At 50.5% G+C, this 24684-nt stretch carries 24 protein-coding genes; 10 read left to right on the top strand and 14 right to left on the bottom strand.

The annotated features are described in order from the left end of the window. The first annotated feature begins 2 nt into the window (after positions 1–2). Entirely contained in the window at positions 3–1358 is a 1356-nt protein-coding gene (locus AC4BAN_RS09985) for a beta-helix domain-containing protein (RefSeq protein ID WP_490564261.1), read from the top strand. Between the two features lie 237 nt (positions 1359–1595). On the opposite strand, the gene AC4BAN_RS09980 is transcribed toward AC4BAN_RS09985, so the two are convergent. The 4 genes from AC4BAN_RS09980 to AC4BAN_RS09965 all read right to left on the bottom strand — a co-directional run bounded on the left by AC4BAN_RS09980 (position 1596) and on the right by AC4BAN_RS09965 (position 5252). Further along, positions 1596–2588 (bottom strand): AAA family ATPase, encoded by a 993-nt coding sequence (locus AC4BAN_RS09980; protein WP_490564260.1) that lies wholly within the window; start codon positions 2586–2588, stop codon positions 1596–1598. 132 nt (positions 2589–2720) lie between these two features. Beyond that, a complete protein-coding gene (locus AC4BAN_RS09975) occupies positions 2721–3152 on the bottom strand; it encodes a hypothetical protein (protein ID WP_490564259.1) in 432 nt (143 codons plus the stop codon). Between the two features lie 332 nt (positions 3153–3484). Continuing rightward, positions 3485–3868, bottom strand: a complete 384-nt coding sequence (locus tag AC4BAN_RS09970; RefSeq protein ID WP_490564258.1) for a hypothetical protein — start codon at positions 3866–3868, stop codon at positions 3485–3487. A 298-nt stretch (positions 3869–4166) separates the two neighbouring features. After that, positions 4167–5252 carry a DUF8457 domain-containing protein gene (locus AC4BAN_RS09965; protein ID WP_490564257.1) on the bottom strand — a complete coding sequence of 362 codons (1086 nt, stop codon included), beginning with the start codon at positions 5250–5252 and terminating at the stop codon, positions 4167–4169. Between the two features lie 34 nt (positions 5253–5286). Here AC4BAN_RS09965 and AC4BAN_RS09960 point away from each other — a divergent pair, with 34 nt between their 5' ends. The 4 genes from AC4BAN_RS09960 (at position 5287) to recO (ending at position 9374) form a co-directional block, all read left to right on the top strand. Then, complete coding sequence (locus AC4BAN_RS09960; RefSeq protein WP_490564256.1) at positions 5287–5610, top strand: 2Fe-2S iron-sulfur cluster-binding protein; 324 nt, start codon at positions 5287–5289, stop codon at positions 5608–5610. An 86-nt stretch (positions 5611–5696) separates the two neighbouring features. Beyond that, on the top strand, positions 5697–6290 hold the full coding sequence (locus AC4BAN_RS09955; protein ID WP_490564255.1) for a thymidine kinase: 594 nt from the start codon (positions 5697–5699) through the stop codon (positions 6288–6290). A gap of 27 nt (positions 6291–6317) precedes the next feature. Continuing rightward, a complete protein-coding gene (gene porZ / locus AC4BAN_RS09950) occupies positions 6318–8660 on the top strand; it encodes a type IX secretion system anionic LPS delivery protein PorZ (protein ID WP_490564254.1) in 2343 nt (780 codons plus the stop codon). Further along, complete coding sequence (gene recO / locus AC4BAN_RS09945; protein WP_490564253.1) at positions 8661–9374, top strand: DNA repair protein RecO; 714 nt, start codon at positions 8661–8663, stop codon at positions 9372–9374. A gap of 86 nt (positions 9375–9460) precedes the next feature. On the opposite strand, the gene AC4BAN_RS09940 is transcribed toward recO, so the two are convergent. Genes AC4BAN_RS09940 through AC4BAN_RS09930 form a run of 3 tightly spaced genes read right to left on the bottom strand, consistent with a single transcriptional unit; the run spans position 9461 to position 12031 of the window. After that, positions 9461–9997 carry an FKBP-type peptidyl-prolyl cis-trans isomerase gene (locus AC4BAN_RS09940; protein WP_490564252.1) on the bottom strand — a complete coding sequence of 179 codons (537 nt, stop codon included), beginning with the start codon at positions 9995–9997 and terminating at the stop codon, positions 9461–9463. Between the two features lie 25 nt (positions 9998–10022). Next, a complete protein-coding gene (locus tag AC4BAN_RS09935) occupies positions 10023–10982 on the bottom strand; it encodes an FKBP-type peptidyl-prolyl cis-trans isomerase (RefSeq protein WP_490564251.1) in 960 nt (319 codons plus the stop codon). A gap of 23 nt (positions 10983–11005) precedes the next feature. Continuing rightward, positions 11006–12031 (bottom strand): DHH family phosphoesterase, encoded by a 1026-nt coding sequence (locus AC4BAN_RS09930; protein WP_490564250.1) that lies wholly within the window; start codon positions 12029–12031, stop codon positions 11006–11008. A 233-nt stretch (positions 12032–12264) separates the two neighbouring features. Here AC4BAN_RS09930 and AC4BAN_RS09925 point away from each other — a divergent pair, with 233 nt between their 5' ends. Next, on the top strand, positions 12265–12684 hold the full coding sequence (locus tag AC4BAN_RS09925; protein WP_490564249.1) for a nucleoside-diphosphate kinase: 420 nt from the start codon (positions 12265–12267) through the stop codon (positions 12682–12684). Positions 12685–12926: 242 nt separating this feature from the next. On the opposite strand, the gene AC4BAN_RS09920 is transcribed toward AC4BAN_RS09925, so the two are convergent. Further along, on the bottom strand, positions 12927–13265 hold the full coding sequence (locus AC4BAN_RS09920; RefSeq protein WP_490564248.1) for a LysM peptidoglycan-binding domain-containing protein: 339 nt from the start codon (positions 13263–13265) through the stop codon (positions 12927–12929). A 198-nt stretch (positions 13266–13463) separates the two neighbouring features. Here AC4BAN_RS09920 and AC4BAN_RS09915 point away from each other — a divergent pair, with 198 nt between their 5' ends. Then, a complete protein-coding gene (locus tag AC4BAN_RS09915; RefSeq protein ID WP_490564247.1) occupies positions 13464–13886 on the top strand; it encodes a lipocalin family protein in 423 nt (140 codons plus the stop codon). 121 nt (positions 13887–14007) lie between these two features. On the opposite strand, the gene AC4BAN_RS09910 is transcribed toward AC4BAN_RS09915, so the two are convergent. The 3 genes from AC4BAN_RS09910 to dxs form a co-directional block, all read right to left on the bottom strand. Beyond that, positions 14008–15126 carry an MFS transporter gene (locus AC4BAN_RS09910; RefSeq protein ID WP_490564246.1) on the bottom strand — a complete coding sequence of 373 codons (1119 nt, stop codon included), beginning with the start codon at positions 15124–15126 and terminating at the stop codon, positions 14008–14010. 77 nt (positions 15127–15203) lie between these two features. Next, positions 15204–16073, bottom strand: coding sequence for an alpha/beta fold hydrolase (locus AC4BAN_RS09905; protein WP_490564245.1), 870 nt, complete (start codon positions 16071–16073; stop codon positions 15204–15206). Between the two features lie 305 nt (positions 16074–16378). Then, the gene (dxs, locus tag AC4BAN_RS09900) at positions 16379–18292 is read right to left on the bottom strand and encodes a 1-deoxy-D-xylulose-5-phosphate synthase (RefSeq protein ID WP_490564244.1); all 1914 of its coding nucleotides are present in this window, start codon (positions 18290–18292) and stop codon (positions 16379–16381) included. A 381-nt stretch (positions 18293–18673) separates the two neighbouring features. Here dxs and AC4BAN_RS09895 point away from each other — a divergent pair, with 381 nt between their 5' ends. The 3 genes from AC4BAN_RS09895 (at position 18674) to AC4BAN_RS09885 (ending at position 21170) form a co-directional block, all read left to right on the top strand. Further along, entirely contained in the window at positions 18674–19444 is a 771-nt protein-coding gene (locus tag AC4BAN_RS09895) for a segregation and condensation protein A (RefSeq protein WP_490564243.1), read from the top strand. Between the two features lie 129 nt (positions 19445–19573). Beyond that, the gene (locus AC4BAN_RS09890) at positions 19574–20635 is read left to right on the top strand and encodes a lysylphosphatidylglycerol synthase transmembrane domain-containing protein (RefSeq protein WP_490564242.1); all 1062 of its coding nucleotides are present in this window, start codon (positions 19574–19576) and stop codon (positions 20633–20635) included. 10 nt (positions 20636–20645) lie between these two features. Continuing rightward, positions 20646–21170, top strand: coding sequence for a hypothetical protein (locus AC4BAN_RS09885; RefSeq protein ID WP_490564241.1), 525 nt, complete (start codon positions 20646–20648; stop codon positions 21168–21170). A gap of 296 nt (positions 21171–21466) precedes the next feature. Here the strand turns inward: AC4BAN_RS09885 and AC4BAN_RS09880 are convergent, their stop codons facing one another. From AC4BAN_RS09880 to AC4BAN_RS09870, 3 genes are all read right to left on the bottom strand, one after another. Further along, positions 21467–22339, bottom strand: a complete 873-nt coding sequence (locus tag AC4BAN_RS09880; protein WP_490564240.1) for an alpha/beta hydrolase — start codon at positions 22337–22339, stop codon at positions 21467–21469. A 764-nt stretch (positions 22340–23103) separates the two neighbouring features. Continuing rightward, complete coding sequence (locus AC4BAN_RS09875; RefSeq protein ID WP_490564239.1) at positions 23104–23601, bottom strand: hypothetical protein; 498 nt, start codon at positions 23599–23601, stop codon at positions 23104–23106. A gap of 34 nt (positions 23602–23635) precedes the next feature. Beyond that, entirely contained in the window at positions 23636–24442 is an 807-nt protein-coding gene (locus tag AC4BAN_RS09870; protein ID WP_490564238.1) for a hypothetical protein, read from the bottom strand. Between the last annotated feature and the right edge of the window lie 242 nt (positions 24443–24684).

Here is a 24684-nt window from a genome sequence, read left to right as displayed (position 1 = left end):
TTATGAAAAAGTTACTTAATCTAATATGTGTTGCTGTTCTGACGGTTTCGTTTGTTGCATGCGACGGTGACTCTGAGCCAACGACTCCGGTAACCAAAGGGCAGGAGTTTACCACAGAGCAGTCGAATGGCATGACGGTGATCTCGGGCTCTACAGAAGAGAATTATACCATGAAGGCTGATACCAAGTACATGCTGAAAGGCTTTGTGTATGTAAAGGACGGCGCCACGCTAAACATAGAGCCAGGTACAGTTATCAAAGGAGACAAAGCCACCAAAGGCACGTTGATTATTGAGCGTGGAGGCAAGATTATAGCTAACGGCACTGCCGCCAAGCCTATTGTGTTCACTTCGGCGCAACCTGCCGGCTCACGCGCTTCCGGCGACTGGGGTGGTATTATTATATTGGGCAAAGCACCGGTAAACCTGGGCGCCTCTGCCAAAATTGAGGGTGGTGTAGACCGCGAGTTCGGAGGCACTGATGCTGCCGATAACTCGGGCATACTGAAGTATGTGCGCATCGAATTCCCCGGCATCGCTTTTCAGCCGGACAACGAGATAAATGGCTTAACGATGGGCGGTGTGGGCTCAGGCACTGAAATTGACTATGTACAGGTATCCTTCAGTGGGGACGACTCTTACGAGTGGTTCGGCGGCACCGTGAATGCCAAGCACCTGATCGCTTACAAGACAGTGGACGACATGTTCGACACCGACAACGGGTACACAGGCAAGCTGCAGTTTCTGCTGGGCATTGCTGACCCCAACATAGCGGATGCTTCCGGCTCTAACGGCTTCGAGTCAGACAACGATTCCCAGGGTTCGGCTGCCACGCCCATTACGGCACCAACCTACTCTAACGTTACCCTGTTTGGCCCTTATGGTACAAACACGGCTGCAACCATCAATGCCAATTTCAAGCGTGGCTTGCACCTGCGCCGCAACAACAAAACCAAGCTCTACAACTCTATAGTATTGGGCTGGCCGGTTGGCTTACTGCTGGATGGTGGCCCGACAGAGACCAATGCTACCGCCAACGAGTTCAGGATCCAGAACACGATCATTGCCGGTATCCCGGCTGGTAAGGCACTTACAGTGGCTACAGGAAGCACTTTTGACGTGGTGGCCTGGTTCAACGCAGCAGCCAAAGGCAATGCCGTGGTAGATAACGCCGCTAGCCTGAACATTGCGGGGGCTTACAACGCATCGCCTAATTTTGTGAAAGCCACCACCACTGTGCAGCCAAGCTTTATGGGCCTGGACAGCTTCTTTACCCCCGTGGATTATGTAGGAGCCTTCGGCGCCTCTGACTGGACAAATGGCTGGGCGAATTTCAACCCACAGAACACTACTTACTAATAAGTACGAAGAACACTGGTTGCACATGTATGGGTGAGAAACATCGTGGCAGCCAGAGTAGCACGGATTAGTCTCCCGCGCTGCGTGAAACCCGCCAAAAGCGGGTTTCTTTTTTTACCACAAACGGCAGGCGCCTTTGCTATTCTGGAGCAAAGGCGCCTGCCGTTTATAAATAACTTTAGTACTAAAAAAAGCATTAGCGCATCAGCAGCAACGTTGCCAACTGCAGGGCCGCTGTTAACTGATCGGTACCTTCCTCAGGATGGCCTCTACAAAGTCTTTGGCGGTAATGCCGTCGGCTTCGGCCTCGTAATTAAGTATGATGCGGTGATTCATGACATCGTGCGCCACTTCTTTGATATCCTCGGGCAACACATAATCGCGCTCATCGAAATAAGCAATGGCCTTTGCTGCCCTGTTAAGTGCTATACTGGCCCGTGGCGACACGCCGAACTGGATGTAAGGCGCAAACTCAGGCAGATCGTAGTCGGCGGGCCTGCGGGTGGCAAATACCAGCTCAATAATGTACTTCTCCAGCGTTTCGGAGATCTGCACCTGGTTAATGTCGTTTCGGATGTTGAAGATGTCCTCTTTCGACAGCACCTTGGTCACAGAATCGTTGAAGGACATGTTGGCCATGCGGCGCATGATCTCCAGTTCATCGGTTTTTTTAGGGTAGTTGATGTACACTTTCATCATAAAGCGGTCTACCTGTGCCTCGGGCAGCGGGTAAGTGCCTTCGTGTTCCACGGGGTTTTGCGTGGCCAGTACCAGGAAGGGGAGGTCCAGTTCGTAGGTGGTTTCTCCGATGGTAACCTGTTTCTCCTGCATGGCCTCTAATAGCGCAGACTGCACCTTGGCCGGTGAGCGGTTCACTTCGTCGGCTAGTATGAGGTTGGCAAAAATAGGCCCTTTTTTTACCTCAAAGGCCGAGGAGTTCTGGTTATAGATCATGGTCCCGATCAGGTCGGAGGGAAGCAGATCGGGGGTGAACTGTATCCGCTGGAAATCGAGGCGGAGTGCTTTGGAGAGCGAGTTGATGGTTAGTGTCTTGGCCAGGCCCGGCACACCCTCCAGTAAAATGTGGCCTCCCGTAAACAAGCCGATCAGCAATCGGTTCACCATATACGTTTGCCCAACCACTACTTTGCTTACTTCACTAAAAACCTGCTTAATCTTATCTTGGTGCGCCTTCACGTTCTCCGTATAAATCAAATGTTCTGCTGCCATGTTGCTTCAGGATGTTGAACCCCTAAATATAGCAATTATTACGCATCGGGAGCTAAGATATTGCTTCTGCATCGCACGGCATAAAAAAAGCACCTGCCTCCAGGTGCTTTAAACTACAATGTCGCGGTTAAACTAAGCAGCACGGGAAAGTTCGCTCCCCAGCTTGGATTTGCGGTTCTGCTGCGCGTGGCGCACCATTTCGATCAAGCTGTTCACCCTTTGCTCCTCCACCTCCAGCGGTAACACCAGTACTGTATCAGCTGACCGGACGTGCACGCGTTTCTGGCGCGTCATGAGGTAGAGCATCAGGAAGAAACTACTCAGCATGATGAAGGAGTCGTCAAAGTACACCAGCAATGCCATGGCAAGGCTTAAGCCAAAATATATACTTTTACTGGTCGGCTTTACCTCCCAGCCCACAATATCTTCGAGCATGATGTACTTGCTGCCGCGCGAAAACCACGGGAAGGAGTTCTGGATAAGGCGATGCGTGGTAAGCGCCAGCTTCTTATCCACCGTTTGGATAAGGTATTGCTCCTCGCTCAACAGACCTGTGTAAGCCATTTTAAACGGAGTATTAAGTTTGTAAATTTTCGGGTAGTGGAGTAACGTCAGTATCACGGGTTATTCTTAGTGTTCTATACCTTAGATTCCTAAAAATACATAAAGGTTGCATATGTATATGCAAAAGCAAATATATTGTTTTTTTCTGATTAATTAGGTTAAAACAGAAAGTAGATGGCTAAACATTTATTATCATTCACAGATTAAGTATATTTGTTTAATATAACTGGCAACTAACTTATACGAAGTAGCACTGAATCAGGTGATTGCATAAAAAAAATCCTTTGGGCTACCAAAGGATTTTTTTTATGCAAAAGTTAATGTCAGCTAAATCAGGTAAGATAGAAATCGCCTTCATGGCCATGGGCCCGCTGGTTTTTAAAGCGGGCTATGTCGGCCTGCATGTTATCGTATATCTCCTCAATCTCCTCCGATTCTGCAACCAGCGGCTTAATTTGCTCACTCAGTAACTTGGCTGCCAAGGGATAGAACTTAGAGTCATCTGTATTCTTTATGCTCATCTTAAAAGAGCTTACCACGTTCTCCAGTTTTTTAAGCTCCGGGTACTTGCCTTTATATTCCTGGATGGTGTCCCGTAGTTTCTCGCGTATCATCAAGTACACATCCTCTTCAAACGTCATCCCGAAATCATCGTCCTCCTCCTCTTCGTCAAAGTTTTGGGCAAAGTCGTCTTCGTATTCAAATTCGTCTCTCATGCTGATAATAATTTGCTGTATGTAATTGGTAGTACGGGTTAAGGAGCTGTTTGTGTCGGCTAAATTTGCATTTCCTCTGATAATTCAATCAGCGAATGTGATGCAAAATGCCGTTCTAAATCAGATCAGCTGCATAATTACCACATCGAAAGCTTTTTTGCAATACCGGGGTGTTACTGTTTAAGGGCTTTTCTGTATTTCTTGCAAAATAAGGCAGCCGGGGCTTTCTGGGAGCCATAATGTAAGAACCCCGCCGGTGAGGCAGGCAGGGTTCTTAAAAGGAGGCAGTCATGTTAGCTCAGGAAAATTTTCTGTCGATCAGGCGCAGGAGCTTGTTGACGTGTTCCTGCTTGTTGCCCCAGTTATACTTCTGGCCCAGCTCATTGGTCACGTACTGCTTGGCGGTAAAGGCGCTGTGGTGCTCGTCCAGCGTTTTGATCATGTTGTAGTAAGACATGTTGTCGCCGTCGAACAGCTCGTTGATAAAACTGAATCGCTGGTTAATCGAAATGGAGTTTTTCAGGGAGTCGATCTTGCGGTTGCTGTGCGTGTCTGCAAGTGAGGTCGTGGCCGACTTACGAAAGTTGTCGTTCAGCGTAGGCCGCGCGTTAGGTGCCTCCTCCTCCTCTTCATCCGCATCGTCGGGGGTGCTGTAAACTGGTTTGGCAACAGGAACGGACGCCTCGCGCTGGGCATTGTGGATCGGTGCGACCACTTCCTTTTCTGAGGCAGGTGCCACCGGAGCAGGTTTGAACGCAGGCTGCGCTGCCGCAATAGAACCTTCAGACACAGGCAACAGGCTATTAAACTGCGCCACAAGGCTGCTTAATGGCGTGCGGGCCTCCTTGTTGGCGTTTATGTACAGGTTAAACCGGCTCAAAATATACTCCCGGTCGCGGCTGCTTGGCGAGAGCGTGTCGATAAAGCCCGCAAACAGCTGTTTATCGATGGCGATGTACTTCAGGTTCTCCTGCAGTTTGGGCAAGGTGATCTCCTCCTGAATGCGCAGAAACTTCTCCTCAAATGTTTTAACGGGGGCCAGCACCACCAGAAACGTATCCTGTATGGCTTTCTGAAGGAGGGGCTCAAAGGCGTTGCGCTTCATGAGTATCTTTCTGGAAAGCACATTCATGAAGTTCAGGAGCGCTTCCTTTACCTCTTCGTGCTCGTAGTCGAAATAGGGGCTGCGCAGGTTAGCCATCTCGTGGTGCCACTTCAGCAGGAGCTCTTTAATGATAAAGAGGTTGACTTGCTTGATAGGCGTAAAGCCCATCAGCTGAGGCCCGTTCAGGGTATCGTGGCTGGCAAAATGTTTGTCGCAAAGCAGATTTGCCAACTGTTTGCTGTAATGCTCTAGGTGTAATTGATTATATTTGTCTTCCATAGGGAGTCGCTTTCTTTTGTAAAGTTATAAAATAATGCCGAAGTTGATTGTGCAAAATCTGGCAAACCTTGAAGTAGACGTGCGCCAGGGGCATACCTTGCTGCAGGCGCTGCAGGAGCAGGGCATCGACTGGATGCATGCCTGTGGTGGGAAGGGCCGTTGCACCACCTGCCGCATCATTGTGGGGCAGGGCATGGAACACTTTGGGCCGCTAACAGAAAGTGAGCAGCGCTACCGCCATAACAGCCGCCTGCAGGATAACGAACGCCTAACGTGCCAGTGCACCTTGCCAGGGGGCGATGCCACCGGCAGCGTGCCTGAGCAGACCAAGTTGCCGCACCTCACATATAGTAGCTAGTGCCTGTCCCGCGGTACTTTTACTGTAGATTTAACGGCAGGCACCCTTAAAATAGTATCGCATTTAACACACCACAATACCAGACAATGTTTATTGAACCGCGCGTAGGCAACAACAACTTCGCTAACAGAAAAGGATGGATTGAAGTGATCTGCGGATCCATGTTCTCAGGCAAAACCGAGGAGCTGATCAGGAGGCTTAACCGCGCCCGCATTGCAAAGCAAAAGGTGGAGATCTTTAAGCCGGCCATGGATAAGCGCTATCATGATGAGGACGTGGTGTCGCATAATGCCAACTCCATCCGTTCCACACCCATCGACTTCGCGCAGGACATCCTGCTGCTCGGGGGTAGCTGCGATGTGGTGGGCATAGACGAGGCACAGTTCTTCGACGAGGGCCTGGCCGAAGTATGCGTGAAACTGGCCAACAGCGGCGTGCGTGTGATCGCGGCGGGCCTCGACATGGATTACCTGGGCAAGCCCTTTGGGCCGATGCCCGCCCTTATGTCGGTGGCGGAGTACGTAACCAAGGTGCATGCTGTGTGCGTGCAGTGCGGGGATATTGCCAACTACTCGTACCGGAATGCGGCCTCGGAGCAGCAGGTGCTACTCGGCGAAACCGACTCTTACGAGGCCCGGTGCCGCTACTGTTTCGTAGAAGGAATGAAGCACAAGAAATAAACTGCACGGGCAGCACAGCTAAGGCGCATGGGGATACAAATCGTTTTAAGAAGAGCATTACACCAGCAGAAGCACTTCTGCCTGGCCTTGCTGTGCCTCCTGCTGCTCAGCGCCAGGGGCTATGGGCAAAGCAACGTGGCCCTGGGCAGTTGGCGCTTGCATGTGCCCTACCAGCAAGGCCGAGCGGTTGCCGATGCCGGCGATAAAGTATACGTAGCCGCCGCGCAAGGGCTTTTTTACTACGATAAAGCGTTCAACACCACGAAAACGATCTCGAAGGTAGACGGCCTGCGCGAGCAGGAGATCAGTGCCATCGCCTACGACCCGGAGACCCAGACCCTGGTAGTAGCCTATACCAACACAAACATCGACCTGATCCGCAACGGGGACATCATCAACATCAACGATATTTTCCGGAAAACCATCTCCGGTGAGAAACGGATCAACCACATCAACATCCAGAATAAGCGCGCTTACCTAGCAAGCACCTTTGGCGTGGTGGTGCTCGATCTGGTAAAGCTGGAGATACGGGACACGTACAGCAACCTGGGCCCGGCGGGCGAAATTGTCAGCGTAAAGGCCTCCGCTATACTGCGCGATAGCATTTTCCTGGCAACCAATTTAGGGGTTTTAGCGGCTCAGCGCCAAAGTATAAACCTGCAGGATTATCATAACTGGGGCAGCATGAGCGCCGGTTTGCCCTCTACTGGTGCAGTAGATGGATTGGCCGCTTTTAACGGGCAGCTGTATGCCAGCACTGGGTTCGGCATTTATGTGTTAGGCCAGCAGCAGTGGCTTGCGGTGCCCTGGGCAGCCAACACAGCTGTAGCTTCGTTAACCGCCACCGAAGGTTTCTTAACTGCTGTTACAAATAACGCCATTACTTTGCTGGATAAAGGCGGGAAGGTGCGTTACCTGAGCCACGCCCTGCTGGCGGCCCCCAGCCAGGCCGTTGCCAACTCCACAGACGGGTTGGTTTGGGTGGCAGATAAACAGAAAGGCCTCGTGCGCCTGAACCTGGCCGGTACCGAAGCCGCCGCTTTTGCGCCAAACGGCCCTTACTCGGCCAATAGCTTTCGGGTATATATCCACGGTGGTAAAGTGTATGTGCTAAGCGGGGGCTTCAGCGAGGCGTACTTGCAAAACGGTACCTGGAACGGGTTCTACGTTTTTTCGGAAGGGGTATGGCAAAGCTATAACATGTACCTGTTCCCGAAGCCATCTTTTGTAAAAGGGTACGATCTGATTGACGCCGTGTACAATCCCGTGACCAACAAACTGTACCTGGCCAGTTATGGCAACGGACTCATTGAATGGGAGGGCCCGGACAAAGCAACCCTTTATAATGGGAACAACAGTCCGCTGTTGAGTGCCCAGTCGTTGTTTCCGGACAAAACCGAATATGTGCGCGTCACGGACCTGGCCGTAGACCCGGAAGGCAATGTGTGGGTAGTGAACCGGACTGGCTTTGTGAATGCCCCTGGGCTGCACATGCTGCAACCAGACGGAAACTGGAAATCTTTTGTGCTGCCTGGTTTTGCGGATGCCAGTAACCTGGACCAGATCCTGCTGGACGACTTTGGGCAAAAATGGCTTTCCATTGCCCGGCGCAATAACAAAACTGGCGGTTTAGCTGTGTTTGATGAAAAGAAGAACGCGGTGCGCCTGCTCTCGCTCGGGGAAGGGGCAGGTGGCCTGCCGAACGCTGATGTTTATGCCCTGGCCAAAGATCTGAATGGCGATATCTGGGTGGGCACGGCTGCAGGCGTGGGCGTGTACTATAACCCCGGCGGCGTTTTCTCGGAGCCCCGTTACGATGCGCGCATCCCCATCATAGACCGCAGGCCTTTACTGGACGGGCAGGTGGTGCGCAGCATTGCCGTGGATGGGGCCAACCGGAAATGGATGGCCACCGATAATGGTTTGTGGCTCTTTAACCCGGAAGGCGACAAACTGCTGCGCCACTTTACGGCGGCCAATAGTCCCTTGCCCTCCGATAAGGTGCTGTCGGTGGCAGTAGAGCCAAAAACAGGCGAAGTGTTCATTGCCACCGATGCCGGCATGGCCTCGTACCGCGCCGAAGCAACGGTAACAGAGGGCAAGCCAGACTGCGCCACCGTGTACCCCAACCCAGTGAAACCGGGCTACAGCGGCCTGATAGGCATTTCCGGCTTGCCGAACAACGCCGATGTGCGCATCACCGATATGGCTGGCGCCCTGGTGTTCAAGACGCAGGCTACCGGCGGAACAGTTGCCTGGGATGCCCGTGACTACAACGGAAAGCGGGTGAAGGCTGGTGTATACCTGGTGATGAGTGCCAGCGAGGACGGGCAGCAAACCTGCATCAGTAAAATAGCCGTACTGGATTAAATGCTAGTTAAGACAAGAGGGATCGTACTGAACCACATCAAGTACCGGGAGTCGTCTATTATTGCCAGGGTTTACACCGAGGCGCTGGGCATGCAATCCTATATCGTGAACAGCGTGCGCAAAAAAGGTACCGGCTCGCGGATTGCGCTTTTCCAGCCTTTCACGCTGCTCGATATGGTGGTGTATACTTCCCCCAAGGGTGGCCTGACGCGCATCTCAGAGTATAAGAGCGCTTATCCTTTTCACAGCATCCCCTTTAACATCCCGAAAAGCAGCATGGTGCTGTTCCTGTCCGAGATTGTGGCGCGCACCATTAAAGAGGAGGAGGAGAACCAGCCCTTATTTCAGTTTCTCTACAATGCCATCATACTTTTTGATGAGCGGGAGCAGGACTACGAAAACTTTCACCTGGTGTTTTTGCTGCAGTTAAGCCATCACCTGGGTTTTGGGCCAAGCTCCGGGGCCGAGGTTGTGGAGCAGGTTGCTTTCTCGAGTAACGCCCAGAATGCCACCGCGGCCCCCTCGGTGCTGGTGCTGCAGGTGCACGAGCAACTCTTTGACAAGCTGCTGCACCAGCCGGAGCAGGCGCACATTGCCAATGGCAAAGTACGCCGCGAGTTGCTGTCCATTCTCATCCGCTATTACCAGCTGCATGTTGATAAACTCGGAGAAATAAAATCGCTGGCCATACTTTCGGAAGTGCTCTCGGAGTAGCCGGAGTCTCTTTCACTTAAACACCATCTATGCAAAAGGGCGCCGGAGAATTCTCCGGCGCCCTTTTGCATAGATGGTGAAGTTAATTATTTCTTGCGAAAAACCTTGATGTCAAAAATCAGCACGGAGTTTGGCGGAACGGAACCCGAGCCCCGGTAGCCATAAGCTAGATGCGAGGGGATATAAAAACGGGTTTCTCCCCCGACTTTCATCAGTTGCAGGCCTTCGTCCCATCCCTTGATCACCTGCTGGGCACCAACTGTAAAAATGAAGTTGTTAGCGCGGTCATACGACGAGTCGAATTTAACGCCATTGGTGAACTTGCCCAGGTAGCCAACCTCAACCAGGTCGCCACTCGCGATGGCTGCACCTGTGCCCGCTGTAAGCTCCATGTAATACAGTCCCGAGGCCGTTTTCTGGACTTGTGTAGTGTCCACGTTATTATCCAGGAAGTACTTATGGATTACCAGATCATCAAGCTTTTTCTGTGCTTCCACATCAAAAACATACGGATTGGGCGCATCGTTGCAGGCCGTGAAAGAGGCAGCCAGTAACACCACTAAGGTTACCTGCAGCAGGCGGGTATTATTGGCGGCCCATCGGATTAGGCTGTACGTATTCATAAAGGTATTCGTAAGAGAGTGGGTATTACTGTTTGGCCACCTTCACCAGCTCCACATCGAAGCGGAGGATGGAGTTGGCTGGCATGTCCGGACCGCGGTCCTGCTCGCCGTAAGCTAACGTAGATGGCACCAGCAGTGTGGCCTTGCTGCCTTCCTTCAATTTCTGAATGGCCTCATCCCATCCTTTTATCACCTGGCCCTGGCCAAGCGTAAAGGTAAACGGCTGGCCACCGGACATGGGGTTGTCGTAAGACGATTCCAGTTCCTTTCCATCCAGAAAAGAGAGTTTGTAGTGTACAGATACTTGATCGCCGGCATTTGCCTGCGGCCCTTTGCCTGGCTGGTTTACAGCGTAGTAAACCCCTGATTCTGTTTTCTGCACGTTTTGCAGGTTCTTATCTTTGATGTACTGCTGCAGTTTCTCGTCGTCAACTTTAATTTGTTGCTCGGCACGCACCTGCGCCTCCTTCATCTGCTGCTCAAACATCTTCTGCTGGTCTGCCATGGCAGCCTCCTTCGACTGGATTTTCTCGGCTTTGATGAAGAAAGTAAGCTGAGAGCCCGGCTTAATGAAAGGAGGGAGCGGCTGGTTGAATGTTTTTGCGAAAAGAGAGTCAGCGTTCACTTTAAACACGCCACTGTCGCCCGGGGTCATCATCATCAGTGCGGTTTCCAGGCTTCCCTTAAAGGTAGGCTCCATCACCGGTATCATGATCGGCTGCTTCTGCGTGCGGGAGTCAAAAAGCACAGAGTCCGCAGCGTTGGTATAAGACATTTGCATGGTAACAACCTGGCCTATTTTGGCGCCGGTTGTATCATCTGCCGCTACCTTGCCTTTGTTCTCATAAACACCTTTGTCGTTTTTCTCATATATTTTATAGGTCAGGCCATCAGCCGTGGTATAAAATTCATCTTTGTTGTTGCAAGACTGCAAAAGCAAGACACCGGCAATTACCGGCAGCAAAAATTTTGTTCTAGATAGCATGGAGTATAGTTTGAGATAAATTTTTAGTTTCTGTCTGTAGCGTGTTCCAGTTTGTCTTTGTAAAGCGGCAACAAGCCTTCAAATTTAGCAATTGTTGCGTCTAAACTATCCAAAGACATGCCGCCGGCTGCGTTTTTATGTCCGCCGCCGTTAAAATGATCGCGGGCAAACTCGTTGGCCGAGAAATCGCCAACCGACCTGAACGACATTTTTACGGCCTGCGAGCGGTCAATGATGAGGGCTGCAAACACAATGCCGTCAATAGAGAGCGCGTAGTTCACCAAGCCTTCCGTGTCGCCGGTTTTAGAGTCGTACGCTTTTAATTCCTCTGCTGTAATGGCAATGTAGGCCGTTTTATACTCTGGCAACACCACAAGCTTGTCCTTGAGGGCATAACCCAGAAAACGCAGGCGCAGTTCCGAAGAGCTGTCGTAAATAAGGCGGTGTATATCGGAGGTGCGTACCCCTATCTGCAGCAGGTCGGCAATAATAAGGTGCACGTTTTGCGAGGTGCTCGGGTGCCGGAAAGAGCCGGTGTCGGTCATGATGCCCGCATACAGGGCCTCGCCAATGCCGGTATCAATCAGGTTGCCATCGCCCATGGCCTTGATCAGGTCATACACGATCTCGGCGGTTGCGGCGGCCTCGGTGTTGGCATAATCCAGGTCAGCGAAATCCTCGGGCTGCAAGTGATGGTCGATCAGCACTTTGGTGCCGGACGCCTGCCGGATGTACTCGCCCATTTCGTGGATGCGCGACAGGTTATTGAAGTCAAGGCAGAAGATAACCTGCGACTCGCTGATGATGCGCTGCACCAGGGCGTCGTTTTTCTGGGAGTAAACAATTACGCCGTCGTTGCCCTCCATCCAGTTCAGGAACGAGGGGTAATCAGAAGGTGTGATAACAGTTACCCGGTGTCCTTTTTTCTTCAGATATCCTGCCAGCCCCAGAGAAGACCCCAGCGCATCCGCGTCTGGTTTGTGGTGCGTGGTGATCATCACCTCCTTCGGTTCCCTCAAAAGCTCTTGTAGCGCGTTGATATTGTGCATACTATAGATTTAAATCCTCTGATTAATAAGGATATAAGGCGTAAATTTCTGAATAAAATACTTCTAAAACAATTAAATAGCGCTTTAGCAATGTAGAGGGATATTTATTATAAGGCTGTGCTGTAAGGGGGCTTCACTAAAGTATAGCTGAAAAGTATGCTGATATTGCCTGAAATGCTATACTTTTGCAAACCAAATTCGAGATTATAACATTTTTAACTAATTAAAGAGACATGGCCGGAAACATCACATTCACTATGATTAAGCCAGACGCGGTTGCAGAGAACCATATTGGCGGCATTACAAAAATGATCGAGGAAGGCGGCTTCCGTATTGTGGCAATGAAAAAAACAAAGTTGTCGGAGGAGCGCGCTGGTAAGTTTTACGAGGTGCACAAGGAGCGTCCGTTCTACAACGACCTGGTAAAATACATGTCTTCCGGCCCTATTGTGGCCATGTTGTTAGAGAAAGACAACGCCATGGAGGATTTCCGCAAGCTGATCGGCGCTACCAACCCGGCTGACGCAGCAGAGGGCACCATCCGCAAGAAATACGCCAAATCAATAGAGGCCAACGCGGTGCATGGCTCTGATTCTGATGAGAACGCACAAATCGAAGGGGACTTCTTTTTCGCTGCCGACGAGCGTTTCTAAGCAGTAAAGCACACCCCATAAAGTAAAGTGGCCTGCCGGATATGTTCCGGCAGGCCACTTTACTTTATAACGCAGGTTGCACTCTATTAATATGCATTGAAGTAAAAAACTTTAACCCACCCCTAGCCCCTCCAAGGAGGGGAATACCGCAAAGAGTAAAGGATTCCCCTCCTTGGAGGGGCTAGGGGTGGGTAAATCACAACCTAAGTTTTTATACTTTAACCCAAGCGGGCGCTCAAATGCTAGTCTCTGGGAATCACAAAGCGCTGTCCCGGACGGATCAGGTCGGGGTTGCCGCCGATCTTATCCTTGTTGGCATCGTAAATGCGGTGCCAGGCGTTTGCGTCGCCGTAATGCTTTTTAGCGATCTTAGACAGGGAGTCCCCGGACTGCACCGTGTACACATCCTGGTTCGGGCCCGGGTCCGTTATTTTGTTCAGGTCGCTTTTGTTGTAGAAACCATGTTCCGGATTTCCGGAAGGGCGGGAGGTCATATCGGTGCCCTTGCCCAATGGCTGCGTCTTATTTTGCTGCTTGGCTGGCTCCTCTTTCCCTTTTTTAAAAAAATCAAATAGTCCCATGTGCTTTCAATAGTTAAGTCTGTTTATGCTTGTAACAGCTAAAAACCAAATCAATAGCTGTAACTAGAGATACGCCCGCAACACCAGTTAGTTGTGCCGGCCAGGGCAACGACAATTAAACCGGGGCCGTATGTAAGGCGGTGGCGCAGCTTCCTGAAAGCGGGCCGCCCAAACAATCACTTAACCATAAAGAGACTTATGAAAACAAATAACAAACAGTTTACCACAGGCTGGCAACTGCTTTTTGCCTTAATACTGACCGTAGTAGCGGCAAGTTGTGGCGGCAAAGACAGTATGGGCACAGAGAACATGATTTCGGGGGCAACCAGCAAAACCTGGAAAATTGACGAGGAGATCAACGCAGCCGGCGATAAGAACAAACTGACTAAATCAGAGAAGCAGGAGTCGATGCAGTTTTACTCGGATGGTCGTTTTGCCATGGGCAGCGGCGGCATGTTGCAAACGGGCACCTGGTCTTACGACCCGACTGGAAAAAGGCTGACCCTGCAGTTTGAGAACGAAGGGATGACAGAGAACTTTGAAGTGATGAAGCTATCGGATGATGAGATGGAGCTGAAAGCAGCGGACGCGTCTGTACTAAAGTTAGAGGCTGAGGATTAGGCAGAAGTATAAAGTATCAAGGTTGATTTTGGAGCGGCAGTTTGCTTATGGGCAAGCTGCCGCTTCTTTTTGCCAGCAATCGGCGTAAGGCCAGCAGGCCAAGGGCGGGCCCCACACCCAGTCACACAAAAGTATGCTGCGGGGGTAAATACGCAAGCAGATAACCGGTTGCCTGAATGCTGACAATGGTGATGGCAAAGCCAATGGAGGTAACAACGGTAAGGGCGGTGCCAACCAGATGCGGCGGGGCCGTTCTGGCCGACAGGGCTGAGAACTGGGGCGAGTCCCCGGCGATTACCACCCCCCAGAAAAGCAGGAACGGCAGCAACAACTGCGGCGCCTGAAACACAAATACCGACAACACGCAGCAGAGTCCTGACAACAGCAACTGCACGAAGGCCACGCGGCCGCTTCCCCAGGGCTCAGACAGGTATCCTCCTCCCACACACCCGACAGCGCCGGCTGCTATTACCATAAAACTGTAAACGGAAACCTGGCTGGCTGAAAGGTCTGGTAAAACATAGGCCAGGATAAAAGGCGTAAAGGCCCAAAAAGTATACAGCTCCCACATGTGGCCAAAATAACCGAACGCAGCGGCCCGGAAGTCAGGCACTTTAAAAACGCTGAGCATGTTGCGCACATCGAACCGGGCCCCTTTGCTGAGGTAGGGCCCATCCGGAACGAGCAGAAACATCAGCAAGCCACCCAGCGCCGCCAGCGTGCTTACCGCCAACAGCATGGTTTGCCAGGGCCAGGCGGCACCCACGCCACGGATCAAATGCGGGAAAGCCGTGCCCAGCACCAGCGCGCCAACCAGGTAGCCAATGGCTTTGCCAAGCTTACCGCTGTACCAACCTGCCGCTATTTTCATTCCGACGGGATAAATGCCAGCCAGTAAAAAGCCAGTTGCCGCCCGTGCGATCAAAACCCCTGTCAGGGTGCCGGAAACCAGCAACAGCATCGCGTTTGTAAGGGCTGCCAGCAATGCGCACAACAGGAAAAGCAGTCGGGGCGATACCCTGTCTGCCAGCGATAAGAGGGCAAAGCAGAGTGTGCCGGTAATAAAGCCAAACTGCACGGCAGAGGTAAGCAAACCCAGGGCATCTTTGTCCAGGTGCAAGGCTTGCTGCAGCTCTGGCAGTATCGCATTGCCTGCAAACCAAAGCGAGGTGCCAGCAAACTGCGAAAATACAATCACTGGTAGGATATGCTTTGGCACAATGGGGTTAATTTCGCTCATATGGCAATTGTATCAGGCGAGTTGGGGGGTTTAAAGAGATTTGGAGCAGGTTGAACATGGCCATGTACACCTGCCGCTTAGCCATAAATAGTCTCAGCAAATTTCTCAATGGCTTTGCGGGTTTCGTAAGTGCGCTCAAACATGCCCATGTGTCCGGTTTTACCCAGAAAATTCACCATGCTGTTTTGGGGCAGGTAGCACTTCTCCAGCGCTTTATCAAGCGGTATGGCGCCATCCTCCTTGCCAAAAATAAACAGCACCGGGCATTTTAGCCTTTCCAGTACAGCCGTGCGATCAGGCCGGTCGCGCATGGCGGCAAGCCCTGCGGTTATACTTGCTTTAGGGGTAGCCTGGCCGATGGCTATCATCATGTCAATCTCGGGGCGCAGCCTTTTCCGGTTTTCGATATAGAATAAGGGCTCCACAAACGTGGCCATAAACGTGGCGACACCGTGTTTTTCCACAAATTCGATGGTTTTGTCGCGGCTTTCTTTTTTCTCGTCGGTATCGGGCAGGGCGCTGGAGTGAAACAGGCAGAGGCCCTGCAGCATGCGGGCATGCTTCTCCGCAAAAGCCATACTCACATACCCTCCCATAGAATGACCGATCAGGATGCACTTTTTAACGCCCCGTTCATCCAGCTGCTGCTTTACGTAGCCGGCCATGTGCTCCATGCTATACTCCTCGTGTATGGGTTGTTGGGTATTGGCGCCAAAACCCGGCAAGTCTAGCGCAATTACCCTGAACTTCTGCTGCAGCGGCTCAGTAAAGGCGGCCCATACTTCGGCGCTCTCACAGAAGCCATGCAGGAAAACGAGTGTGTCGGTAGCGTGGGCATGTGTTTTTGTCATAGTGGTGTCGCTTACTGTGATCTGTGTTTCGTAGGGACAGGTCGCGACCTGTCCGAATCGTACCCGATCATTCATTTCCGAATCGTACCCGATCATTCATTTCCGAATCGTACCCGATCATTCATTTCCGAATCGTACCCGATCATTCATTTCCGAATCGTACCCGATCATTCGTTTCCGAATCGTACCCGATCATTCGTTTCCGAATCGTGTAGAAATAACTTTAAGGCATAAAATTATACTTTGGGAGGTGTTTCGCAAAGTATAATTTTTTGTTTCATCAGCATAGCTATTGCGCGGACAGGTCGCGACCTGTCCCTACGAAACAAAGCCCTCACAACTTGTTAAGGCTATGAGGGCTCTTATAAAAGGTCTATTGTCCTTTGTCAAATAATCTTTTTCTACGAAACCGTAACCCCGATCATTTCGCGTACGGCGCGCTCAATGTCCTCTGGGGCAAAGCCGGCTTCGCGGTGTAGCTCTAGCTGAGAGCCGTGCTCAAAGATGCCATCAGGTATGCCCAGGCGTTTAACCTGCGACGTATAGCCGTTGTCTACCATGAACTCCAGCACAGCACTGCCGAAGCCGCCTTGCAGGCAGCCATCTTCTACGGTAATTACTTTCTCATACTTTGTAAAGATGTGGTGCAGCAGTTCCTTGTCCAGTGGTTTAGCGTAGCGCATGTCGTAGTGGCCGGGGGTGATGTTCTCGTAGCCTAGCTTTTGGCAAACATCTACGGCGTAGTTCCCGATGTGGCCAAAGGTAAGTATGGCAACCTCTTCGCCTTCCTGCACGGTGCGGCCTTTGCCTACCTGCTGCAGTTCAAGGGGGGTGCGCCACTCTGGCATCACGCCTTCGCCGCGCGGGTACCGGATCGTGAACGGACCCATATCGTCTTGTGAGGCCGTGAACATCATGTTGCGCAGCTCCTGCTCGTTCATGGGGGCTGCCACCACCATGTTCGGGATGCAGCGCATGTAGGCAATGTCGTAGGCGCCGTGGTGTGTGGGGCCGTCGGCGCCGGCAAAGCCAGCCCTGTCGAGGCAGAAAACCACGTTCAGGTTTTGCAGACACACATCGTGCACCACCTGGTCGTAGCCGCGCTGCATAAAAGTGCTGTAAATGTTGCAGAAGGGGATCAGGCCCTGCGTGGCCAGGCCAGCCGAGAAGGTAACGGCGTGTTGCTCGGCAATGCCCACATCGAACGCACGGTCTGGCATGGCCTTCATCATCAGGTTAAGCGAGCAGCCCGACGGCATGGCCGGCGTTACCCCCATGATCTTTGGGTTCTGCTCTGCCAACTCTATGATGGTGTGGCCAAATACATCCTGGTATTTAGGGGGCTGTGGTGTGTCGTAGTGTTTTTTATAGATCTCTCCGGTTATCTTATCAAACAGGCCCGGGGCGTGCCATTTGGTCTGGTCTTTTTCCGCCAGGGCGTAGCCTTTTCCTTTTGTGGTCAGGCAGTGCAGTATTTTCGGGCCGGGTATGTGCTTCAGGTCTTCCATTACAGAAGCCAGGTGGTTTACGTCGTGGCCGTCGATAGGGCCAAAATAGCGGAACTTAAGCCCCTCGAACAGGTTGCTTTGTTTCAGTAGGGTGGCTTTGATGCCGCTTTCTACCTTAGAGGCGATGTGCTGGGCGTTGGGGCCGAACTTGCTGATCTTGCCCAACACGTTCCATATCTCATCGCGCACTTTGTTATAGGTGCGCGAGGTGGTGATGTCGGTCAGGTATTCTTTAAGGGCACCTACGTTCGGGTCGATGCTCATGCAGTTGTCGTTGAGCACCACCAGCAGGTTGGCGTTGGCTACGCCGGCGTGGTTCAGGGCCTCAAAGGCCATGCCGCCCGTCATGGCTCCATCGCCGATCACGGCAATGTGCTGGCGGTTGTCTTCGCCTTTATACTTAGAGGCGACCGCCATGCCCAGTGCCGCTGAGATAGAGGTGCTGGAGTGGCCCACGCCAAAAGTATCGTATATGCTTTCTTTTCTTTTCGGAAAACCGGAGATGCCGCCATACTTGCGGTTGGTGTGAAAGCTCTCGCGGCGGCCTGTCAGTATCTTATGGCCATACGCCTGGTGCCCCACGTCCCAAACCAGTTGGTCGTAGGGGGTGTTGAAGACGTAATGCAGCGCGGTTGTCAGTTCCACTACACCGAGGCTGGCGCCAAAGTGGCCGCCATGTATCGATACGACATCAATGATGTACTGCCGCAGCTCCTGACTCACCTGTACCAACTGCTCCGGCTTTAGCTTCCGCAGGTCGGCTGGTGTGTGAATGGAGGCAAGCAACTCGCCGGGTTTAATGATCATAGGATTGTCCTTATAGACCTCTAACAAAAAAAATCAGCTAAAGTTTACTGGGCACAAACTGGTACTCTATTAGCCAAAAGGTAAAGTTAATAAAATTAAAAACACCAGCAGCAAGGTTATGCCCCAGTCAGATTTAAAAAGGTGCAAAACAAGGCACAGTAAAAATGCATCGCGCTATCAGTCAGGCTACTTGTTTAAAGGGTGAGGCGGCTTGCCTGTAGCCGGGCATGTGTATGCTGGCTTATACTTTCTATTTCTGAAACTTGTTCTGAACTATGCCGCCATAGGTTCTGGTTGATACATTGGCGGCGCGAATTAATCCGCTGGAAATGTTTATTTTTGTAACCGGCGTAGCGGGGTGCGCGCTCTAAAACAGAAAAGGTGAGTTTCGAAATCAGATTACCGTTGTTTGAAGGTCCGTTTGACCTGTTGCTATTCTTTATCGAGCGCGATGAACTGGATATACATGACATTCCGATCTTCCAGATTACCAACGAATTTGTAGGCTATATCCGGGAAATGGAGCAGCTGAACATGGAGGTAGCCAGCGATTTTATCCTGACTGCTGCCACGCTGATGCGCATAAAAGCCAAAATGCTGCTGCCCCGCACCGAGAAAGACGAGGAAGGCAACGAAATTGACCCGCGCCAGGAACTGGTGCAACACCTGCTGGAATATAAGAAGTTTAAGACGGCTATTCCTGCTTTAACCGAGATGGAGGAGCTGCGCATGGCCCAGGAGAACCGGGGTAACCTGCACCAGGAGCTGCAGCAGATAGCCAATGCCAACCACTTTGAGTACGAGCTGCAGGACCTGAGCCTGTACAAGATCATGCGGGTGTTTGAAAAGGTGATGACGCGGTTTGAAGAGGAGGAAAACCGGCCAAAGCACACCGTGATCCAGTACCCCTATACCGTAGAAACGCAGCGTGAGGTGCTTTATTTTATGGTGCAGCAACGCAGCCAGGTGGCCTTCTCGCAAATTATTGCTGAGTTTCCGGATAAGATCGGTATGATCTTCAATTTTCTGGCCATCCTGGATATGCTGCAGCTAAACCTGATCAGCATAGAAATTGGCGAGGGCTTCAACGACTTTTACATTACTGTGGCGGAAGGGCAGGCGACGCAGGTAACACAACTCCTGCTGGATTAAAACCGTGCCGGTGCTAACACGTTAATTTCATTTAAGTTTACCCGGATTGCTGATTAGTTGAGTAGCTTTACACAACCGCACAAGATGGCAGCGTAACAAATTGGGCCAGTTAACCCATGCGTCCCTTACATGGATAAGAATAAAAGAACGATACTACAGAGCTTTAGCCCGATCAAGATCCTGATTCCGGTGCTGTTGGGACTTGCTGCCACGGCCTGGCTTTTTATTAAGGATGACAAGGTTGGGGAGCTGAAGGGAATTACCGAAGCCAACGTGTGGTGGCTGGCAGCGGCGCTGGCTGTGCTGGTGGTGCGCGATGCCGGGTACATGTACCGGATCCGCTCGTTAACCGATAAGTTCCTGAGCTGGCGCAGTAGCCTGGACGTGATCATGCTCTGGGAGTTTGCTTCTGCCATTACGCCCTCGGTGGTGGGCGGCACTACCATTGCCACCATCATCCTCAACAAAGAAGGTATCCCACTGGGTAAGTCGTTGGCTTACGTCATGCTCACGGCAGTGCTCGATAACATGTTCTTTATTGTGGCGGCCCCGGTGGTGTTGCTGCTCACGCAAGGGCAGGTTTTCCCTACTTTTAACCTGGGGCCTGCCGACGTGGGCAAGCTGCAGTCGGCTTTTTACATCAGCTATGCCCTTATATCGATTTATACGCTGGTGATGATCTACGCGCTCTTTATCAAGCCAAGGGCGTTTAAGTGGCTGCTGCTAAAGGTTACTTCCATCACGTTTCTGCGCAAGTGGCGTGTCAACGCGTTTCAGCACGGCAATGAGATCATTTGGGCATCGGAGCAGCTAAAGGGCAAGGATTTTAACTACTGGAGCCGGGCCATTGTCTCCACGGTTTTTGTTTGGAGCGCGCGTTATTTTCTGCTTAACTGCCTTATTGCCGCATTCACCGACGTGTCGCTGGGTGAGCATGCCCTGATCATTTCCCGCAACCTTATTTTCTGGATCGTGATGCTGATCGCCATCACGCCTGGTGGGGCAGGCATTGTGGAAATGGCCTTCCCGAGCTTCTTTGGCCTGTTTCTGGGCCGTTTTAGTAGTATCGTGGTGGTACTTTACCGTTTGATCACGTACTACCCCTACTTGCTTTTAGGATCTTTTTTCCTGCCGCGCTGGATAGCCCGGGTGTTCGGACGGCATCCGAAAGAGAGTGAAGTGGGCGTATAAGCAGGAAAGTATGAAATTAAAACCAATGCGAAAATACCTGCTGCCTTTGCTGGCGCTTGTGGTTATGGGTTGCTCAGGCAGCAACAAAAACCTGGAAGAAAAGCTGCGCGATGCCGTTGTGGAGGCCGAAACTGGCCCAAAGGGTTACCATACTATTCAACTGGCCGACCTGACCGAATTTGAGTGGGAGAAGATGTACTATTTTCAGCCTTACGAGAACAAGAAAGACATCAGTGATGCCCTGGGTTTTAAGTGGGAGGGGGACGAGGTAAAAGCTGGTTTCCGGCGCTTGCTTTTTGTGCACGGAACAGAGGTGGTTTCTTTTCTGGACTACAATTATGATGATTTTCCGCTTGTCGTTTACGGCTGCGGCACTGACCGGTGGGTTTACCCTAAAAGCCGCTCCGAATTTGCCAGCTTTAAATACTGCGAAAACGATAAAGAAGTATACGCCTTTATTCCGGTGCCATGTGTCGAGAATGTAAGGGACCTGATGGCGCGCAAATGCCCTGCCGGAACACAGGTTGCTGAATAGCGCTAAACTGGCGGCAAAGGAGCCGAAGGTGCAGCTTTTTTAGCGAACGGAGTTTAATGAAGAACGCAGGTTGGCCGATGATAGGCAGAAACAGCGTACCGATCAGCCACACGATTTTAGCTGTTGCCTCCAGTCTGTCAGTTACCAAAATCATGATCCAGGCAATCACGAGCAAAAACAGGAATAGCAAGCTCTGCCAAAACATCAACCTAAGTCCGGGTGTGACCAATTCAATAGGTTAGGTTTAGTTTATAGCGTTGCGTACAGGCCTTGGGCGAGGCATGGCCCGTTCATAATTATTCTTTGTGTGCCTTCGGGTATAGCAACTTAAACGAGTTTGAGACAGCCTGATGCATAATGGTGGCATGGTCTTCCTGAGGCAAATAGTCGAAGTATACGGTTATGTTTTTGCGCTTCGTTTCGTTTAATTTTTCTGCAAGTAAATTCGCATCCACTTCCATAACCCTGGGAACAGCAGTTGGTGTAAGCCCTTCTTTACCTACGCCAATATAAATATCGGTTTTTTGGTTAAAGCCGTTTTCAGTGATCTTTGGTTTCTGCTGAAGTAAAGAACCATTATCCCACCACAAACTTGGGCTGATGATCACGTACTTGTTAAACAAAGTAGGCTTCTTATATAGTATTTCTGTTGCTAAAAGCCCCCCCAACGATTGCCCGATAATCGTTTTGGAGCCGTTCGTTTTATACTTCTTCTCTATGAAGGTTTGCAGTTCAGGCCCCAGGAATGCAATGAATTTATCAGAGTGGCCTGTTGTGGGATACCTTTTTTGATCTTCTTCGATGGTGGTCGGGAACGTGAAGTCTCTTCTTCTGTCAACGGTAGCGATGCCAACAACAATTGATTTTGGGACTTGGTTGATCCATTCGAAGCTGTTGAACTGTACAAGGCCAACTACATGTATAAAATCCTCATCTGCCGATCCGTCAAGCAGGTAAATAACCGGATACCGTACCGTGTCATCTTTGCTGTATCCTTCAGGGAGGTAAATATTTAAGGTTCTTTTTTCGCCAAGTTCTTTTGATTGAATTTCATCGATAACCCCAAGAACAAATGGCTTGCTGTCATCTTTCTTTTTATGACTGCTTACCTGGCCAAAAGTTAATGTTGCAGAAAAAATTAACGTTAAAAGTAGTAAAATTCTGATCATTTGTAAATATGTGCAAATGGATGATAGCAACGTTTAGTCTAGATGGTGTCTCGTTGGAGGATCGCTGTGCTCAGTAAAATCCTCCAATGGCATCTAGACAGTGTTGGTCGAGGGTGTTTTCCCTTTTTCTCCCGGGTTATGCGGACATTGCCCCGGATTAATGCGAACTTTTTATTTTAGGGAAAGCACCCTGCATGGTTGGGTTATTTTCTCCTTTTAAACTCCATTCTAAGTGGCGCTTTAGCCGCAGGCAATGCCGTTAATGTGCTATTGGCGACGTTGCCGGAGGCGCCGGGCGCCGGGCTGGCCTAAGGCAAGACTAAACTAACTGAATCACTGGCCTCTCTATTGCCGCCAACCGGTTGAAAAAGAGCCGCCTCGGGCCAAGTTCCATACTTGACATTGTCACTTCTCAAGTATAACTTCGCCCCACCAAAGTCTTGCCTGGACGCCACCGTCCGAAAGCACGCGCTTTCTCCCGGCAACGCCGAGCAAGACTTCGGGTCAGAAACCCCATTTCTTCCTCTGCCTCTTTTTCAACCGGTTGTACGCTTTAGTGGCCTTTGATGCCCCCCTGCCCCTAAAAAGCCTGAAAGACACGCCACTTTAAAACCTGAAAATAACCCAATCACGACCAACGTGCTCGTGTAGCAGAGGCGAAGCGTCAGCTTGCCTTACTGCTACACTTTGTTACCTGCTTTTATTTTCAGTCAAACTACTAATTGTATTTCACAGGCTTCATTCAGCCTCTATTCCTTCATCTACTACTCCAACTGCTTTACCTCTATGATATATCTTGTTTGCAAGGTGTCGATAGGAATCGTGAAGGACTGAACTGCTTTAGGGAGCTTGCGCCAATAATCAGGAGAATAGCATACGAATGTGCCTTGAAAGGAATCCTCTATATGCGCAGGAACAAAATTTGTTAATACAAGCTTGTCGCCAGAGTACATGTAGTTTACATATCCGCATCCCAGTTGGCCAGACATCAAGTAGCTGTTGATGACAATTTTATCAGGATCAGCATTCAATTCTTTTGCTATACTCTTAGATACTTTGCTTAACTGTGCCTCATACATGAATGCGCTGGCTGTGCCACCAATCGAGAGCTGTGACAAAAGGGCTGGCAAATTATTGGCCTTGATAGAAAGCTTGATAGTTTGCATTGATTTCTCATCGAGAACAAACTCCTCCTGGGGCTGCCTTTTGCATGACAGAATACCGACAACACCTATTGCAAACAACAGTAAAGACCTACTCATCTTTTTTATCTAAAGCTTTAAACCAAGTGTACCGTTATTCAACGAGCAGATCCATGGTGATTTCTGACCCATCAAGGTTGTGGAAGCGCATAGAGACAAAGCCATGGGTGTCGTTAAAGAAGAATTCGCTGAAAGAACTACCAAGGTCAGACTCAGTTTTTGCCTGTATCTTATAGCATTCCAGAACATTTTTACCGAGGATCAGCTTTACTTTTTCCCTCACCTCGTAGGAATGTGTGAACAGCGGCACGTTTTCCTTTTCCCAACTTGCTCCAAATCCTTCATGGCCCCAAAGGCGTCCGATTGGAATGGCATACTCCCACTTCTTCCCCACCTCAAGGGGGAACTTTGCAAATGGGTAGGCCGACATGTTAAGTACCTTAAGAGAAGAATTCCTGGGAGGGTGAGCCCAGAGGTTGAACTTGTTGTCAACCGCCCCCGTTTGGGAGGCAAAAGGGATCAGCGAGTTGGCGGCGGTATAGTAATGATAAGTAATAGTTGTCTGCTCAGGGTTTATAGAAGAGTGCTCCCAAGCTTCTTCAACCGAGAGATCGACGTATTTTAGGCGGTTTGGGTAGTCAACTGAGCTACTGTCTAAGTCAACGACTGGAAAGGGAGCATTGTACGGTAGCTGATCATGCGCCATCATCAATCCTTTCTCCAATCCCTCTTTGTCAAAGTATCTGATAACATACCTGAGACTGCCGCCTCTTTTATAAACAAGGTTGTCGCTGTTTATTGTCTGCGGGTCCTTGTCTTCTTCACTCAACTCATAGATACCGCTACCACAGGAGCTAAAAAAGATTGATAAAAATAGAAGTAGTAGCTTAAGTTGTTTCATATAGGTTCGTTTTAGGAAGATAAGGTTAATTAGTTTTACTTGATTTCGGTCTTTTACTTTTTCTAATCAGACAATCCTTGTTGAATAAATAATTATTAGCTATTTCTTCAAAATTGCAGGTAACGAAATAGGCCATAAGACGGTGAAGCTTGTGATGCTTGATTCAGTGTCTTATGGGTGTTGTTGGCCGGGGTTGTTTTTCCCTTTTTTCTCCCGGTACTGCGTGTAAAAATAAGGGAAAA

The organism is Pontibacter sp. GD13 (genome assembly GCF_058216355.1).
Note: the sequence above shows the minus strand (reverse complement) of the source record. Positions and strands in the feature narration are given on the sequence as shown.

Coding starts and splice junctions, on each gene's coding strand:
- AC4BAN_RS09970 (WP_490564258.1), bottom strand. CDS start 3,868: ATGAGAGACGAATTTGAATACGAAGACGACTTTGCCCAAAACTTTGAC.
- AC4BAN_RS09905 (WP_490564245.1), bottom strand. CDS start 16,073: ATGATCGGGTACGATTCGGAAATGAATGATCGGGTACGATTCGGACAG.
- porZ (WP_490564254.1), top strand. CDS start 6,318: ATGGGGATACAAATCGTTTTAAGAAGAGCATTACACCAGCAGAAGCAC.
- AC4BAN_RS09940 (WP_490564252.1), bottom strand. CDS start 9,997: ATGAATACGTACAGCCTAATCCGATGGGCCGCCAATAATACCCGCCTG.
- AC4BAN_RS09935 (WP_490564251.1), bottom strand. CDS start 10,982: ATGCTATCTAGAACAAAATTTTTGCTGCCGGTAATTGCCGGTGTCTTG.
- AC4BAN_RS09965 (WP_490564257.1), bottom strand. CDS start 5,252: ATGGAAGACAAATATAATCAATTACACCTAGAGCATTACAGCAAACAG.
- AC4BAN_RS09985 (WP_490564261.1), top strand. CDS start 3: ATGAAAAAGTTACTTAATCTAATATGTGTTGCTGTTCTGACGGTTTCG.
- AC4BAN_RS09885 (WP_490564241.1), top strand. CDS start 20,646: ATGAAATTAAAACCAATGCGAAAATACCTGCTGCCTTTGCTGGCGCTT.
- AC4BAN_RS09925 (WP_490564249.1), top strand. CDS start 12,265: ATGGCCGGAAACATCACATTCACTATGATTAAGCCAGACGCGGTTGCA.
- AC4BAN_RS09875 (WP_490564239.1), bottom strand. CDS start 23,601: ATGAGTAGGTCTTTACTGTTGTTTGCAATAGGTGTTGTCGGTATTCTG.
- dxs (WP_490564244.1), bottom strand. CDS start 18,292: ATGATCATTAAACCCGGCGAGTTGCTTGCCTCCATTCACACACCAGCC.
- AC4BAN_RS09915 (WP_490564247.1), top strand. CDS start 13,464: ATGAAAACAAATAACAAACAGTTTACCACAGGCTGGCAACTGCTTTTT.
- AC4BAN_RS09930 (WP_490564250.1), bottom strand. CDS start 12,031: ATGCACAATATCAACGCGCTACAAGAGCTTTTGAGGGAACCGAAGGAG.
- AC4BAN_RS09960 (WP_490564256.1), top strand. CDS start 5,287: ATGCCGAAGTTGATTGTGCAAAATCTGGCAAACCTTGAAGTAGACGTG.
- AC4BAN_RS09955 (WP_490564255.1), top strand. CDS start 5,697: ATGTTTATTGAACCGCGCGTAGGCAACAACAACTTCGCTAACAGAAAA.
- AC4BAN_RS09880 (WP_490564240.1), bottom strand. CDS start 22,339: ATGATCAGAATTTTACTACTTTTAACGTTAATTTTTTCTGCAACATTA.
- recO (WP_490564253.1), top strand. CDS start 8,661: ATGCTAGTTAAGACAAGAGGGATCGTACTGAACCACATCAAGTACCGG.
- AC4BAN_RS09870 (WP_490564238.1), bottom strand. CDS start 24,442: ATGAAACAACTTAAGCTACTACTTCTATTTTTATCAATCTTTTTTAGC.
- AC4BAN_RS09890 (WP_490564242.1), top strand. CDS start 19,574: ATGGATAAGAATAAAAGAACGATACTACAGAGCTTTAGCCCGATCAAG.
- AC4BAN_RS09975 (WP_490564259.1), bottom strand. CDS start 3,152: ATGGCTTACACAGGTCTGTTGAGCGAGGAGCAATACCTTATCCAAACG.
- AC4BAN_RS09980 (WP_490564260.1), bottom strand. CDS start 2,588: ATGGCAGCAGAACATTTGATTTATACGGAGAACGTGAAGGCGCACCAA.
- AC4BAN_RS09910 (WP_490564246.1), bottom strand. CDS start 15,126: ATGAGCGAAATTAACCCCATTGTGCCAAAGCATATCCTACCAGTGATT.
- AC4BAN_RS09920 (WP_490564248.1), bottom strand. CDS start 13,265: ATGGGACTATTTGATTTTTTTAAAAAAGGGAAAGAGGAGCCAGCCAAG.